Source organism: Bacillus sp. 0209A, assembly GCF_036765095.1.
Taxonomy (GTDB): Bacteria; Bacillota; Bacilli; order Bacillales; family Bacillaceae; genus Bacillus; species Bacillus subtilis_G.
Window position 1 is genome coordinate 469,065 of the sequence record NZ_JBAIZV010000002.1, and the last position, 14,409, is coordinate 483,473.

The window sequence follows — 14,409 nt, forward strand, 5'->3', positions numbered from 1 at the left end:
CCAGATTCTTCGCCGAAAAGTCGGGCAGATTTCTTTAAAACCAGCTTGCACCTGCGTTAAAATAACACATATGATAACGTTCGTGAAGCTTTGCAACATCAAATAAAGGGGGAGGATTACATGAACTTTTACAGAGTCGAACAAATGCCGGGGTTCATTAAAACAGAAATGCAAAAAATTCAAAAGGCCGTACAGCCATTTATGAAGAAAACCGTCATTTACCGTTTTCTTGCTTTTCCGCTTGCAGCATTCTCTCTCTTTAATTTGGTCGCTTTTCTATTTCACGCTTCAGCAGACAGGGAGTCCTTGATCAGCGCAGGAATATTCGCCCTTCTGGCGGCGCTTGGATTGGCATTTTTCAAAGAAGCAGGCTACCAGCATAAACAGGTCCAAAAAACGGTTCGCATCTATATGCTGAACAGGATCAAAAAGAGCGACATCCTTTCAGAAGAGCGGAAAGACTCCTATACGCGCCAGATTAAGGAAGAACCGTTTGCGATGCGGAGTTTTGTGGAATTTTTGACTGAGGAAGACAGACGCAAGAAATTGTATTAAATAAGAACTGCACCCGGAATGTTAGGATTTTCCTGACAATCGGGTGTTTTTTTAGACACTAGGGATGATGTGGACAATCGAAATTAAAATGCACGCTTTCGGAATGATTCCGAACTCATGCACAGTTTTTTTGGCGAGATGTTATTTGTTTTCTGATGGCAACAGCGTTGCTTTGTTGATTTCTTCTACTAGAGATGTCTGATCGATCCATTTGGTCGACACATCTTGATTTATTTTTGAAACGTGCCGGTTTTCTGATAAATAATCCCTTATTCGGCTGAAATAGAGCGGTTCGTGTTTGACATCCAAGTTTCGATATATTTGTTCAAACAACTCTAAGTCTTTAGGTTCATCAAGTGTTAAACGCCAAGATGGATAATCGAGTTCTTCTGGCAGGCTGACTTGATTGATGTAAAATAGAGAAGGGTTGTTTAAAAAATAAAAAGAAAGGTATTCTGTATGGGTTAATGGTTTTGGCTGCTGCACAAGCCGCTGAAGGGCTTCAACAGTAATGACATTACAGGATATTCCTGCTGAACTTGAGATTTCCTGAGTATAATCTGCTCCTTTTTGCAAGTGCCGGTCAATTAAATATTGAAGCACTTCAGGTGAAACTGCCGGGCAATCACCTGTCACCCGGATAATAATATCGGCTTTTGTTAACGCTGCGGCTTCAAGCATTCTTTCTGCCACATTTTCGGGGGAGTCTCTCACGATTCTGACCTTTCCGTTTAGAGTAAAAGCTTCAAGCGGATCGTCTTCTGGAAGATTTGACGTTGCCAGCACAACTTCATGAACAGAAGGGACAGCCAGACAATTGATTAAACAGCGCTCAACAGATGGAATACCGTAAATCGGGAGCAGCGCTTTTTTCGGCAAACGAGTCGATTTTAGCCGGCATATCACTGCAATCGCAATTCTTGGACTTTTTATTTCGTTGGGTGTAATTGGCTGGTTTAACGATAAATCAGCAGTTACTACTTGAGGAAATGCGTCCTCGGCTTGTAAAGGCATTAATGCATTCTCATTTCCGCATCTTTTGTAGCTCGTTTTATCCAGTGTAATGATTTCTCCTTTTTTTATATCCTGGTTGGCTGTTGTACGTAATGATGAATCATACAAATACTTTCTTTCGGATTCATTTACTTCAGGTGAGCCAGCTGCAATTTGGGCCTGCTGGAGCTTTTCCGTCATTACTTTGAATTCGTTCAGCTCTAGTGAAGAATAATAATCAAACCCTTTAGCTGCCCGATTTAGGGTAATATGTTTTTCGATAACAGCTGCCCCTGAGAAAAATGCATAGACAGGAAGGTCGGCTGCAAGCGGATGATCTGCGTCGATGTGATCCGCAAATCCTATTTGAACCTTGTATCTTTTTTGTAGATGTTGTATCCGTTTTAGGTTAATATCCTCTAATTTTGTCGGATACCCTTGAAATCCGTGCATGAGAATGAGCTGATTTGCCATATGTTGTTTTACAAGCGACATCATCTGATCGATCTCTTCTTCGTACCATCCCCCAACTCCAATGAGTACAGGCTTCTCGGTCATACCGATCGTTTTCATGATTTCCGTGGATTGAAGGATGGTTGTTGGAAGCTTTATGCCATCAATGTCATGCTGCAGGTGCAAAAAGAGCTCTGCCCCCCATGAATCGAAAATATCCACCCAAATTTCTAATCCATGTCTTTTTCCATAAGCGACACAATTTTTCCATACATCTTCATTCAAAAACAGCTCAATATACGACTCATAAGCAAAAAAACACGGTGTTGCAATACGGTCATACTTGAACCACTGAAATTTCACACCATCTGCTCCGCTTTCTGCGGCAACCTTGATCAGTGCTTTGAGGTTCTCCTCTTTTCCTTGATGGGCGTTTGCAATTTCAGCAATGACTTTTACTTTTTCCGAAATGCTGTTGCTTTCCAAATGCCCCACTCCTTTATTTTTATTGGGACAATCCTGCTGTGATGTGGCAGGTGCCACTTTTGAAAGTTGTTTTCTACCAAGTCGTTTTATTAGATTGTATGCTTCCATAAGAACTTGGTGTTTGCACCTGCCTGCTTTTATAGGCACATATCCGTCAAATTGAGGTAAATGATGAAAAATAGACAAATAAAAAAGGCACGGTTCCGTTTTATCTGGAACTCATGCCCGGTACTGTCTCTTCATTTGATGCTTTTATTCAAACACCGGATCATCCTCATAGTAATAAGAATCCGTATCTTCATACGTATCGGTGCTTTCATAAGCGGCAATGCCGATAATCACCAGTATGAAAATGACCATAACGATCCCGATCAGGCCCGAAATAATACTGGATGCAGCGTAGAACAACTGCATTTTTATAAACTTTCCGTAATTCTCAAGCATGCTTTCACCAGCGCTGCCGGCAAGATTTCCTTCGGCTTCCGCGGCTGCTTTTGCTGAACGCATCAGAAAGACACCCGAAATAATGAGCAGCACGCCCGGAATCGCGCCGATCACTGTCATCAAAGCAGACAGAGTGACCAGCGATCCCATAATGATCAGTAAAATGCCTGACATTTTGCCCCACTTGGCAATGTCTGATAGCGACTTGACAGCAGCGGCGCTCAGCTGGCGGTTCTCACTTTCCTCAGCCGCAAGCTCCTGTTCAACGGCATCATTTCCTTCATTATGATTTTCAATCTCGTTTTCATCTTTATCCAGACTAATCATGATAGTTCTCTCCCTAGAATTTTTAAATCGTATCTTTTGCCGTCCATTTCGGCGATGCCGGGGAACAATCCCCATTCTGCAAACCCATGCTTTTCAAACAGCTTCAGGCTTGGTTTATTATGTCCGAAAATGAAGGCCATAAGTGAGCGGATGCCAAGTTCCGGCGCAATGCGAAGCGCTTCCTGGAGCAAATACGATCCGACGCCTTTGCCGCGGCATGTTTCGTCAATGTATATGCTGACCTCCGCTGTTTTATTATAGGCGGGCCTTCCGTAAAATGTTTCAAAGCTGATCCAGGCGGCAACGTTCCCGCTTCCGTCTTCGGCAACATAGAGCGGCCGTGACTCTGTATGTCGCATAAACCACTCCATCCGGTCTTCAAGTGTTACCGGTTCAGTATCGGCTGTTACCATTCGCGAAGCAATCGTTGAATTATAAATCGCGACAACAGCCTCCAGATCTTTATGTTCAGCAAGACGCAATGTCATGTCCATACGTATTTGGCACTCCTCTCAAAAAAAATCACATATTTTCGTATCAGCCTGCGCAAACTACATTTAAAAAAAGTTTTTTTGTATAGGTGTATATATTTTCAGAAAAGTGTTCAGAATGTTGCTGAGGTGATGAAACAATGAGAGAGGAAGAAAAGAAAACTTCTCAAGTCAAAAAACTTCAGCAGTTTTTTCGTAAACGCTGGGTGTTCCCTGCAATTTACTTAGTCAGTGCGGCCGTCATTTTAACAGCTGTCCTTTGGTATCAATCTGTATCAAATGATGAAGTAAAGGATCAGTTGGCTGATAACGGCGGAAACTCCGCATATGACAACAACGACGATGCAGTTGAAGTAGGAAAGTCAATGGAAAATGTCGCTATGCCGGTTATTGATTCTGAAAACGTATCTGTTGTGAAAAAGTTCTATGAAACCGATGCCGCAAAAGAAGAGAAAGAAGCAGCACTCGTTACCTATAATAACACGTACAGCCTAAGCAAAGGAATTGACTTAGCTGAGAAAGACGGAAAAGATTTCGATGTTTCTGCTTCTCTGAGTGGTACGGTTGTCAAAGCTGAAAAAGATCCAGTGCTGGGATACGTGATTGAAGTTGAACATGCAGACGGCTTATCAACTGTGTATCAATCTCTTTCTGAAGTAAGTGTTGAGCAAGGTGACAAGGTAAAACAAAACCAAGTGATTGGAAAGTCTGGCAAGAACCTTTACAGTGAAGACAGCGGAAACCACGTGCATTTTGAAATCCGTAAAGACGGAGTCGCAATGAACCCGCTGAACTTTATGGACAAGCCGGTTTCTTCTATTGAAAAAGCTGCAGCAGCTGAAGAAAAAGCTGCCACTGAAGAAACAGAAGAATCCATTCAGCAATCTTCCGAGAAAAAGGACGGATCAACTGATAAAGGAACAGAAGAAAAATCCGGTGAAAAAACGGATGATTCAACTGACAAATCTGGTTCTAAAGAAAGCAGCACAACAGAAGACACTGAGCAGTCTTAATGAAGAAAACGTCTATCCGTGTGATGGGCGTTTTTTTCTGTTACTTTTTGCTTTGTTTCACCGTCTATGTCGTTACACATTGACATGTACGCTATAAAGGAGGTTATGTCATGAACCGTCTATTACTTGGAGGCTGGACCCTTTTTATTCTCCTTTCTGTCTGTACGGAAAGCTTCAGCGGTATGGTCGTATCTCAAACGGTAGCTTTTCATTTTCAGCCGCATCCCGATCTGTCTCAATTCTTAGTGATGGATTTTGCTGAGCTTGCTGTACCTGAAGCGTTTATTCAAAAAATCGGGCACGCGTTTTCCTTCTTTGTCATGACCTATTTGCTGTGGAAACAGCGGGGCAGCATAAAAGCAGCTGCAGCCGGCTCTTTCGCGTTTGCGTTTTTCACAGAAGTTCTTCAGCTCTTCTTCAGCAGGAACGGATGTATTCGGGATGTGCTCATTGATACTGTTGGAATTGTATTGTTTTGTGGTTTATATGTGTTGGCGAAGCGGAGAAAACATGAGATGTATGAAAAATATTAAAGCCGGCTGTCTTGGATTCAGACGCCGGCTTTTATCGTGTTTAGAAATTTTGATCGGTTGGTTTTTTCGTCAGCTTATTAATGATGGCTTCATAGATTCTTACAATCAAATCGACGAATGGGCGAAGCAGATCTGAAAACCTAAAGAATAGGAACCCGATAATGATAGAGACAACGAGGCTGCCCAATACATCTGCCGGATAGTGATGCCCTACCCAAATTCTCGAAAAGCCTGTCAAAAGCCCGAAAATGACAAGCGGCCAGCCGATTTTGCGGTTTCTGAAAAGCATCGCAATAGAAATCGCTAACGCGCCTGTCGTGTGGTCACTCGGAAATGATGCATCCGCATCATGCGGAATCAGCGTATGCACTGTGTGCGCGACAAATGGGCGCGGTTCGAAATGAACTTGCGAAATCAAATAGTTGATGATAAGACCCGCAATTCCTGTAAGGCCTGCGTAAAGCACATTTTTTCTGCTTTGCGTGTTCCCGAACACCCAGATTGCCAGCAGGATAAGGGCGTAAGCGACAATAGCATATTCCGTTATGAAGACCATAATGGAATCGAGAACCGAATTGTGATGAGATAGTCCATGGATGGCTTTAAATAGTTCGTAATTCAAATAATCACCTTTTGCATTTTTAATAGTAGACTCATTATACTCGTAAAAAGTTTCAAATCAAAAAAAGTTTGCCGGAAAGCGTGATGCTTGAAGAGGATTCGAAGGGGAGACAGTCTTTCTGGGGGGATTCTATGTGCAAAAAAAGAGATCCGGAATTCCGAATCTCTTCACAACGATTACAGTGCTTCAGGTCCTTCCTCGCCGGTGCGGATGTTGATCGTATTGCTGATTTCGTAGACAAATATTTTTCCGTCGCCGGGTGATCCTGTTTTCAGGACCCTTTTAGCGATCTCAGTCACTTGATCAACAGGAACCTTGCTGACCACGATCTCAATTTTTAAACGCTCATATACATTGCTTTCTATTTTGACCCCTCGATAGAGCTCCGTATGTGCTTTTTGAAGACCGCAGCCGTGAACATTAGAGAAGGTCAGAGAGGTCACTCCGATTTTTCCGAGTTCCTGCTTCAGCTTTTCGAAATTTGCCGGACGCGTTACAATTTCCACCTTGAACATTTGACCGCTCATAGCGTCACTCCTCACATAGAATCTTGATATGCCTTTTCCCCGTGCATCGTTAAGTCAAGCCCAAGTGACTCTTCTTCTTCGGTTGCGCGAAGGGGAAGGAAGAGGCCTACAATTTTAATAATAACGAAAGTGACTACAAATACAAAAACGTAAGTGGCAACGATGGCTACGATTTGTTTCCAGATTAAGCTGGCATCACCGTAGAATAATCCGTCCGCACCCGCCGAGTTAACAGAGGTAGTCGCGAATAATCCTGTTGCGATTCCGCCCCATGTGCCGCCGATGCCGTGCAGGCCAAAGGCGTCAAGTGCGTCATCGTATCCGAATTTCTTTTTGAGCGAGAAAACGCCCCAGAAACAAACCGCTCCGCCAATAATGCCGATCAAAATGGATGCAAATGGTGTGACAAATCCAGCTGCCGGTGTAATCGCCACAAGCCCGGCGATTGCGCCGGATACCGCTCCGAGCATCGTCGGTTTCTTGTTAATGATCCATTCTACTAAAATCCAGCCGGCAATCCCGGCAGCTGCGGCAGTGTTTGTGTTGATGAAGGCGTACATGGCCACGCCATCTAAGGTCAGGGCGCTGCCGACGTTAAAACCGAACCAGCCGAACCAAATCAAAGCCCCGCCTAAGAAGGTGTAAATGAGATTGTGCGGAGAAGGCGCTGTGCCTTCTTTCCGTTTTCCGAGCACAATAGCGAGAACAAGGCCTGCCACACCGGAGGAAATATGAACAACGTTGCCGCCGGCGAAATCGAGCGCGCCAAGCTGGCCGATCCAGCCGCCGCCCCATACCCAGTGCGCAACCGGCGTGTAAACTAAGGAAACCCATAAAACAGAGAATAAAAGAAAAGCGCCGAATCGCATCCGCTCTGCGAAAGCGCCGGAAATAATGGCTGTTGTCAGAACAGCGAACGTCATTTGGAACATCATAAATAATGAATGTGGAATGGTATCACTGTAATCTCCCGGGTCAAATCCAACCCCTTTCAGACCGGCCCACTCCAGTCCGCCAATGATTGAATTGCCTGGTGCGAAGGCGAGTGTATATCCGAACAGCACCCAAACGATGGAAACGATGGCAATGGAAGAGAAACTGTGCATAGCGGTGCTCAGCACATTTTTGCTTTTTACCATTCCTCCATAAAATAACGCTAATCCCGGGGTCATCAGCCACACGAGTAAAGCGCAAAAGAACATAAAAACTGTATCGCCCATTTGCATGTCTCATTCCTCCGTATTTTTCAGAATAAAAGAATTATTATATTTCCTCATTATAGAGAAAAAAGAATGATAAAACATTTTCATGTAAGATTTCCTTACATGATTTTTTAGGGAATGATATCGAGGGTGTAAAGAATGGGAAATGGCATTTTTTACGATTATAAGACTTTGTATCTATAAAAGATGCTGTCTATATGAGCGGAAAAGGGAATTGACAATAATTAGAATGTTTTATAGTGTATTAATTGTACTAACTTGATTAATACACTAAGAGGAGGGTTCGTTATGAACAAAGGCGGCAGGCTCAGGAGAGCGATAAGTAAATCGATTCCAGCGACGTTCCGATTGTTTTTAGCCTTTAATTTTTTCGTATACGGCCTGGCGAAAGTAGTGATCGGCCAGTTTGGTGAGGTAACGCCTGAAATCGAGGCAGCTGCTGGGAAAGGGTTTACTATTGCGTGGACATTTTTCGGGTATTCTCATGTTTATGAACTGTTCATAGGTTTCGGTGAAATCATTGCAGCTGTTTTATTGCTGATCCCGCGAACAGCTGCGTTAGGGGCGGTTGTATTTATGCCGATTATTATGAACATCGCCTTGATTAACTATTGTTTTGACATTGGCGTGCAGGATCTTAGCACGATATTAATGGTGATGTGTCTCGTCCTGCTTTGGGTGGACCGCAGTAAATTCATGGGCATTTTCAGGCAGGAACCGTTAAACGGCGGGCAGGTGATGAAGCGATGACACCCTTTATGATGACAGTGCTTGCCGGTCTATTCGTATGCACGACCTGCTACTTTTACATAAAAGAAAAATCATGAGAAAAACGTTCCTTCTGGGTATTTCACAAGCATCTTATTGGGCATATGTTCCCCGAAAGATCAGAAAACAGAGGTAGAACTCAAAACGATTATCCAGCAGCTCGACATTCTGGGAATTTGGGTATAGGCTGCGGACTTGGAAGTGTCGCGCTTCAAGCGGCAATGCTGGAAACAAGTCCTTCCAACATGGCGGGGGCGACTTCAGGGCTGTTTCAAACCTGCCGTTATTTAGAGTCGACTTTGTCTTCGGTGATCCTTGGTCTTCTTTTTTGGAAAAAATTTACGGCAGCCCATTTTGATAGGATGGGCATCATCATGATCATTGCGAGCGGAGCGAGCCTGTTTATAGCTGAGGGATTTGCGCCATGAATGAAAACTGCATCGTGAGAAAAGAGACAGGCGCTGTGGCTGTCTCTTTTTCTTGTTTAAGCTGTTCAAATAGAAACAGGAAAATTGTATATCATAGCCAATGTTATTGTCTGACTTTTCAGTTATATTAAGTGACATCGAATGTCAGAAAACTGCACATGTAACGAAAAACAGACAATATTGAAAGGGGAGCCGGCTATGACATTAGAAGAGAGCCAGCATCAATCCAACAGACTGAGCAATGAAGATCTGTTGCCTTTAGGACAGGAAAAACGAACGTGGAAAGCAATGAACTTTGCCTCCATTTGGATGGGATGTATACATAATATACCGACCTACGCGACGGTGGGCGGATTAATTGCGATCGGCCTCTCGCCTTGGCAGGTGCTGGCAATCATTATTACGGCATCGCTTATCTTGTTTGGCGCTTTGGCTTTAAACGGTCATGCGGGGACAAAATATGGGCTGCCGTTTCCGGTGATCATCCGGGCTTCTTATGGAATATACGGCGCGAATATTCCGGCGCTTCTAAGGGCGTTTACAGCGATCATGTGGCTCGGCATTCAGACCTTTGCTGGAAGCACGGCGCTGAACATTTTGCTTTTAAATATGTGGCCGGGCTGGGGAGAAATTGGCGGCGGGTGGAACCTTCTCGGCATTCACTTGTCTGGTTTGCTTTCATTTGTATTCTTTTGGACCATTCATTTACTCGTATTGCACCACGGCATGGAATCGATTAAACGCTTTGAGGTATGGGCTGGTCCTTTAGTGTATCTGGTATTTGGCGGCATGGTATGGTGGGCCGTTGATATTGCCGGAGGATTGGGGCCAATCTATTCCCAGCCGGGAAAGTTCCATACGTTTTCAGAAACGTTCTGGCCGTTTGCTGCCGGGGTTACCGGCATTATCGGCATCTGGGCGACATTGATCTTAAATATACCTGATTTCACACGATTTGCTGAAACGCAAAAAGAGCAAATCAAAGGGCAATTTTACGGTTTGCCGGGAACCTTCGCGCTGTTTGCGTTTGCCAGTATTACAGTGACCTCCGGTTCACAGGTTGCTTTCGGTGAGCCGATTTGGGACGTTGTCGATATTTTGGCGAGATTTGATAACCCATACATTATTGTATTGTCCGTGATTACGCTCTGCATCGCCACGATCTCTGTAAACGTCGCCGCGAACATCGTATCGCCGGCTTATGATATAGCGAATGCCCTGCCGAAATATATTAATTTCAAACGCGGCAGTTTTATCACTGCGTTGCTCGCTTTATTTACGGTTCCGTGGAAGCTGATGGAGAGCGCGACAAGCGTATATGCGTTTCTCGGCTTAATAGGCGGCATGCTTGGTCCGGTGGCTGGCGTGATGATGGCTGATTACTTTATCATTCGCAAACGGGAGCTCTCGGTAGATGACCTGTATTCTGAAACAGGGCGTTATGTGTATTTTAAAGGCTACAATTACCGTGCGTTTGCAGCCACGATTTTGGGTGCACTGATCTCACTGATTGGTATGTATGTTCCTGTATTGAAGAGCTTATACGATATTTCCTGGTTTGTAGGTGTGCTGATTTCATTTCTTTTCTATATTGTTCTGATGCGTGTTCACCCGCCGGCTTCGTCGACGATTGAGACGTTTGAATCTGGGCAGGTTCGTCGGGCTGAATAAGATCTATCTCACGGTATATTTTCATATTTTTGAAATGGTTTTCCATAAATAGAACATTTATAATGGTTTTAGAAATCTATTCTAAAACGAAATGGGAATCGAATATGAGAAAATGGTATTTTATTCTTTTGGCAGGTGTGTTAACGTCCGTCATCCTTGCCTTTGTTTTTGATAAGACAAAAGCGAATGGGGAGGAGCAAGGGAACTGCATCTATGTTTCGCCAAATGGCAGTGATCAAAATGAAGGAACAAAAGACAAGCCGTTTCGTACACTGGCACATGCTTCCGAGGAGGCTGCCGCCGGCACAACCGTGATGATTCGGGGAGGCACGTATCATGAAACCCTTGAGGTAAAGCACAGCGGTACAGATGGAAAACCGATCACGTTCCGAAACTATGAAAATGAAAAAGTCGTGATCAGCGGAGAATCCATTGCGGACGCAGAATATGAAACACCGCTCATTCATATTCACGATAAACATGACATTGCCATCAGCGGTTTAACGATTCAAGATCTTTCTGTTTCATCTGAGGAAGCAACTGCTATGGGGATTTATGTATCGGGCTCCAGCGGTCATATTGCGATTCAGAACAATCATGTCCGGGACATTAAGACAACAGCGGATGAAGGAAATGCCCACGGAATCGCAGTCTATGGGACTGGCAGCATGAAAGACATTCAAATCGAGGACAATACTGTAGAGAATCTGACGCTTGGAGCGAGTGAAGCGGTTGTGCTGAACGGAAATATTGACGGCTTCACCGTTGCGGGCAATGTGGTCCGCAACAATAACAACATCGGGATCGACCTTATCGGGTATGAGGGAACCGCGGCGAAAAACGATTACGTGCGAAACGGAGTCGTAGAAAACAATACGGTTTATCAAAACTCAACTTACAGAAATCCTGCTTATGGAGATGATTACTCAGCGGGCGGGATATATGTCGATGGGGGGCACAGTATCGAGATTAAGAAAAACACAGTTTACCATAATGATATTGGGATTGAAGCAACGTCTGAACACAAAGGGAAATACGCAACCGCTATTCAGATAACAGACAACAAAGTGTACAACAATGCGTATACCGGTATTTCAATCGGAGGGTATGACAAAAAGCGGGGCGGCACCAGCAATTCTCTGATTGCCCGCAACATGATGTACCGGAATGACACAAAGGGGCTGTATGGCGGCCAGCTGCTGCTGCAGTACGACACAAAAAACAACACAATCGAAAAGAATATATTGACGGCCAGCGATTCAAGATTATTTATCGGAAACGATTTTACGGCAAATGAAGGCAATACGGTCAATCATAACGTGTACCATAAGGAAACGGATCAAGACGGTATATGGATGTGGAAAAAGAATGAATACGATTCGTTTGCAGCGTATCGAAAAGCGACAAATAACGATCAGCAATCCATTTATGCCGATCCGATGTATCGTAATGAAGAGTCCTATGACTTTACGTTAGATCCTGATTCACCTGCGCGGCCGGTCATTGAATAACATACAAACATCGGCGTCCTCTTCCATTCAACGGAGCAGGACGCCGATTTTTATATGCAAAAAAAGACTGCCGGATTTTTCGGCAGTCTCAGAGTTATTCCGCAATAGACACTTTCCCTTCAGCCTCAGCAGGTTTCTGGCTCCACGCGTAGAGAAGCAGAGCAATCAGAACGAACAGCCCCGCTGATAAATAAATGGCAGAGAAGCCGGCGGACGCTACAAACAATCCGAACACATACGAACCTACAGCAATTCCGCTGTCAAAGAAGGTAAAGAACGTTGCCGTCGCAAAACCAGAGCGGTGAGCCGGAGATTTCTGGATCGCCAATGTTTGCATGCAAGGAACAATTGAACCGTATCCGAGACCGATAACCGCTCCTGAAAGCAGAAGCATCATGCCGCTATGTGTAAAGGACAGCATGCAGAGCCCTACTGAGAAAATCATGATTGATGGATAAATGACAATGCCCGGTCCGACTTTGTCGAACAATTTCCCTGTGAACGGGCGTGCAATCATCATTGTCACCGCGAAGCAAACAAAGAAATATCCGCTGACATTCGAAAGATCAACTGATTTGGCGAATACAGACAAATACGCTGTGACAGTTGAATAACAGAAAGAAATAAATAAACCGACCGTCGCGATCTTAAGTGCGCCTTTTTCGAACATATCCGCGAAGGAAAAACGGAATACAGTCGTGCCGCTGTCTTGGTTTTGAGGCACCTTTATCAAGAACGAAACAAGCAAGCCTGCAACCATAAACAGCGCAAAGGCTGTAAAGAATACAGAAAAGTTTACGACCTTCATCAAGTTCAGCCCAAGGAAAGGCCCGATTGCCATGGCGAGGTTCATAGACATGGCAAAGTATCCAAGCCCTTCACCGCGGCGTTTGGCCGGGATAATGTCGGCTGCGATTGCACCTGTAACAGTCGTTAAAATGCTGAACCAAATCCCTTGGAAGAAACGCAATCCGAGCAGCAGGTAAAAGTTATGAATCGGCATATACAGAAAAGACGAAAGGGCGAATAACGCCATAGAGACGATCGCCATTCTTTTCTTCCCGAAACGCTCAACAATGGCTCCGGAGAAAGGCCGTGTAATGATCGCAGACAGAAGGAACAGGCTGATTAAAAGCCCGCCCTGTGATTCTGTGCCGCCAAGCTCTTGAATCGTATAAATCGGCAAGACAGTTAAAAATGTATAAAAGAACACAAACACAAATAAATTGACAAGCAGGACCATAATAAAATCCTTGGTCCATATCGCATCCGCTTTTTTCAAATGTATGTCACTTCCTTATTTTCATTGTTGTAAAAACATGCGAAATAAATGAGAAAAAGCTTCCTTATCTTCATCCGGGAAATCCGCAAGCAGCTCTTCCTCGAATTTCAGCATTTTCACATTGATTTCTTCGTATTTTTTCTCAGCTGCTTTTGTGAGGACAACAAGTTTCTCCCGTTTGTCTTCACCTTGCCGTCTCTGTACCCAGCCGTTTTCTTCCAGGCGTTTGATCGTCCGTGTCACAGTCGGCGCTTCCACATTTAAATAGGACCAAATCTCTTTTTGAGTCATTGGTCCGATCGTACGCAAACAATATAAAACTGACCATTGAGAGGAATAAAGGCCGAATGGCTCCAGCTGTTCATTGGCTTTCTTGGCAATCAGGCGGGCGCTTTGGTTGATTTGATGAATGAGGTGTCTGTTGACGTAGGTCATTTTGGTCTCCTTCTAAAAAACTTACCTAAGTAACTAATCGCTTTTTTAATTCTACAGGAGCGGAGAAGGGATGTAAAGGTAAAAATGTAGTGACACGAAATAGTTTGCTGAAGCTGAAAAAGTTTGTTTCACCCCTTGTCCTTATTGAGTTTTTAGCATATTCCCAAAAGAATGCTAATACACTGTTACAAACCTAACAAAGAGAGTGTTTGAGGTGAGGGATCGTGGGCATATTTCATAAACTTACTTTTAAAACCATACAACGAAGAAGCGGCATACTGAACGACTCTTTACAGAATACGGATCTCATTTCACACTTCTCACATCCATTTTAGGGAGGTCGAGTGGTGTGCACGATTACATCAAAGAGCGAACAATCAAGATAGGAAAGTACATCGTGGAGACAAAGAAAACCGTTCGTGTCATTGCGAAGGAATTTGGTGTTTCCAAAAGTACAGTACACAAGGATTTAACAGAGCGTCTGCCTGAAATTAATCCTGACTTGGCAAACGAAGTGAAAGAAATACTCGATTATCATAAATCCATCAGGCATTTAAGAGGAGGAGAAGCGACAAAACTGAAATATAAAAAAGACGATATTCTCGAAGGAGAACCTGTTCAGCAATCGTAATCACCTGCTGTCATCA

Annotated in this window: 16 protein-coding genes and 1 pseudogene; 9 read left to right on the top strand and 8 right to left on the bottom strand. The window is 44.0% G+C overall.

Annotated features, from left to right (window positions below; all coding sequences use genetic code 11):
• Window positions 1-120: 120 nt before the first annotated feature.
• A complete protein-coding gene (locus tag V6D44_RS07615) occupies window positions 121-555 on the top strand; it encodes a DUF5392 family protein (protein WP_087992667.1) in 435 nt (144 codons plus the stop codon).
• Between the two features lie 141 nt (window positions 556-696).
• On the opposite strand, the gene V6D44_RS07620 is transcribed toward V6D44_RS07615, so the two are convergent.
• The 3 genes from V6D44_RS07620 to V6D44_RS07630 all read right to left on the bottom strand — a co-directional run bounded on the left by V6D44_RS07620 (window position 697) and on the right by V6D44_RS07630 (window position 3,746).
• Window positions 697-2,487: an N-acetylneuraminate synthase family protein gene (locus V6D44_RS07620; RefSeq protein ID WP_087992666.1), complete on the bottom strand. Its 1,791-nt coding sequence runs from the start codon at window positions 2,485-2,487 to the stop codon at window positions 697-699.
• A 252-nt stretch (window positions 2,488-2,739) separates the two neighbouring features.
• Complete coding sequence (locus V6D44_RS07625; protein ID WP_202327928.1) at window positions 2,740-3,258, bottom strand: DUF5362 family protein; 519 nt, start codon at window positions 3,256-3,258, stop codon at window positions 2,740-2,742.
• Window positions 3,255-3,746 carry a GNAT family N-acetyltransferase gene (locus tag V6D44_RS07630; protein WP_333516483.1) on the bottom strand — a complete coding sequence of 164 codons (492 nt, stop codon included), beginning with the start codon at window positions 3,744-3,746 and terminating at the stop codon, window positions 3,255-3,257. Before V6D44_RS07630 ends, V6D44_RS07625 begins: the two co-directional genes overlap by 4 nt.
• A 143-nt stretch (window positions 3,747-3,889) precedes the next feature.
• On the opposite strand from V6D44_RS07630, the gene spoIIQ reads away from it, so the two are divergent.
• The gene (gene spoIIQ, locus V6D44_RS07635) at window positions 3,890-4,762 is read left to right on the top strand and encodes a stage II sporulation protein spoIIQ (RefSeq protein ID WP_333516391.1); all 873 of its coding nucleotides are present in this window, start codon (window positions 3,890-3,892) and stop codon (window positions 4,760-4,762) included.
• A gap of 110 nt (window positions 4,763-4,872) precedes the next feature.
• The gene (locus tag V6D44_RS07640; RefSeq protein WP_087992663.1) at window positions 4,873-5,295 is read left to right on the top strand and encodes a VanZ family protein; all 423 of its coding nucleotides are present in this window, start codon (window positions 4,873-4,875) and stop codon (window positions 5,293-5,295) included.
• 40 nt (window positions 5,296-5,335) lie between these two features.
• Here V6D44_RS07640 and V6D44_RS07645 read toward each other — a convergent pair whose 3' ends face one another.
• From V6D44_RS07645 to amtB, 3 genes are all read right to left on the bottom strand, one after another.
• Complete coding sequence (locus V6D44_RS07645; RefSeq protein WP_087992662.1) at window positions 5,336-5,917, bottom strand: undecaprenyl-diphosphatase; 582 nt, start codon at window positions 5,915-5,917, stop codon at window positions 5,336-5,338.
• Between the two features lie 176 nt (window positions 5,918-6,093).
• Window positions 6,094-6,444: a P-II family nitrogen regulator gene (locus V6D44_RS07650; RefSeq protein WP_014665678.1), complete on the bottom strand. Its 351-nt coding sequence runs from the start codon at window positions 6,442-6,444 to the stop codon at window positions 6,094-6,096.
• An 11-nt stretch (window positions 6,445-6,455) separates the two neighbouring features.
• Window positions 6,456-7,670 carry an ammonium transporter AmtB gene (gene amtB, locus V6D44_RS07655; RefSeq protein WP_202327929.1) on the bottom strand — a complete coding sequence of 405 codons (1,215 nt, stop codon included), beginning with the start codon at window positions 7,668-7,670 and terminating at the stop codon, window positions 6,456-6,458.
• Window positions 7,671-7,955: 285 nt separating this feature from the next.
• Here amtB and V6D44_RS07660 point away from each other — a divergent pair, with 285 nt between their 5' ends.
• From V6D44_RS07660 to V6D44_RS07675, 4 genes and pseudogenes are all read left to right on the top strand, one after another.
• Window positions 7,956-8,417: a hypothetical protein gene (locus tag V6D44_RS07660; RefSeq protein ID WP_087992660.1), complete on the top strand. Its 462-nt coding sequence runs from the start codon at window positions 7,956-7,958 to the stop codon at window positions 8,415-8,417.
• A 194-nt stretch (window positions 8,418-8,611) separates the two neighbouring features.
• Window positions 8,612-8,863: pseudogene (locus V6D44_RS07665) on the top strand (MFS transporter); the annotation flags it as partial.
• A gap of 198 nt (window positions 8,864-9,061) precedes the next feature.
• Complete coding sequence (gene pucI, locus V6D44_RS07670; RefSeq protein ID WP_087992659.1) at window positions 9,062-10,534, top strand: allantoin permease; 1,473 nt, start codon at window positions 9,062-9,064, stop codon at window positions 10,532-10,534.
• Window positions 10,535-10,638: 104 nt separating this feature from the next.
• Window positions 10,639-12,045, top strand: coding sequence for a right-handed parallel beta-helix repeat-containing protein (locus tag V6D44_RS07675; RefSeq protein WP_087992658.1), 1,407 nt, complete (start codon window positions 10,639-10,641; stop codon window positions 12,043-12,045).
• 94 nt (window positions 12,046-12,139) lie between these two features.
• On the opposite strand, the gene V6D44_RS07680 is transcribed toward V6D44_RS07675, so the two are convergent.
• A complete protein-coding gene (locus tag V6D44_RS07680) occupies window positions 12,140-13,327 on the bottom strand; it encodes an MFS transporter (RefSeq protein WP_087992657.1) in 1,188 nt (395 codons plus the stop codon).
• A gap of 21 nt (window positions 13,328-13,348) precedes the next feature.
• Complete coding sequence (locus V6D44_RS07685; protein WP_087992656.1) at window positions 13,349-13,762, bottom strand: MarR family winged helix-turn-helix transcriptional regulator; 414 nt, start codon at window positions 13,760-13,762, stop codon at window positions 13,349-13,351.
• Window positions 13,763-13,986: 224 nt separating this feature from the next.
• Here V6D44_RS07685 and V6D44_RS07690 point away from each other — a divergent pair, with 224 nt between their 5' ends.
• Both V6D44_RS07690 and spoIIID read left to right on the top strand, forming a co-directional pair.
• Complete coding sequence (locus V6D44_RS07690; protein WP_087992655.1) at window positions 13,987-14,097, top strand: protein usd; 111 nt, start codon at window positions 13,987-13,989, stop codon at window positions 14,095-14,097.
• A gap of 14 nt (window positions 14,098-14,111) precedes the next feature.
• A complete protein-coding gene (spoIIID, locus tag V6D44_RS07695) occupies window positions 14,112-14,393 on the top strand; it encodes a sporulation transcriptional regulator SpoIIID (protein ID WP_019715977.1) in 282 nt (93 codons plus the stop codon).
• Window positions 14,394-14,409 lie beyond the last annotated feature (16 nt).

Excerpts from the sequence above, each read along its gene's own strand:
- V6D44_RS07615 (WP_087992667.1), top strand. The coding sequence starts at position 121 with ATGAACTTTTACAGAGTCGAACAAATGCCGGGGTTCATTAAAACAGAA.
- V6D44_RS07625 (WP_202327928.1), bottom strand. The coding sequence starts at position 3,258 with ATGATTAGTCTGGATAAAGATGAAAACGAGATTGAAAATCATAATGAA.
- V6D44_RS07630 (WP_333516483.1), bottom strand. The coding sequence starts at position 3,746 with ATGACATTGCGTCTTGCTGAACATAAAGATCTGGAGGCTGTTGTCGCG.
- spoIIQ (WP_333516391.1), top strand. The coding sequence starts at position 3,890 with ATGAGAGAGGAAGAAAAGAAAACTTCTCAAGTCAAAAAACTTCAGCAG.
- V6D44_RS07640 (WP_087992663.1), top strand. The coding sequence starts at position 4,873 with ATGAACCGTCTATTACTTGGAGGCTGGACCCTTTTTATTCTCCTTTCT.
- V6D44_RS07650 (WP_014665678.1), bottom strand. The coding sequence starts at position 6,444 with ATGAGCGGTCAAATGTTCAAGGTGGAAATTGTAACGCGTCCGGCAAAT.
- amtB (WP_202327929.1), bottom strand. The coding sequence starts at position 7,670 with ATGCAAATGGGCGATACAGTTTTTATGTTCTTTTGCGCTTTACTCGTG.
- V6D44_RS07660 (WP_087992660.1), top strand. The coding sequence starts at position 7,956 with ATGAACAAAGGCGGCAGGCTCAGGAGAGCGATAAGTAAATCGATTCCA.
- pucI (WP_087992659.1), top strand. The coding sequence starts at position 9,062 with ATGACATTAGAAGAGAGCCAGCATCAATCCAACAGACTGAGCAATGAA.
- V6D44_RS07675 (WP_087992658.1), top strand. The coding sequence starts at position 10,639 with ATGAGAAAATGGTATTTTATTCTTTTGGCAGGTGTGTTAACGTCCGTC.
- V6D44_RS07685 (WP_087992656.1), bottom strand. The coding sequence starts at position 13,762 with ATGACCTACGTCAACAGACACCTCATTCATCAAATCAACCAAAGCGCC.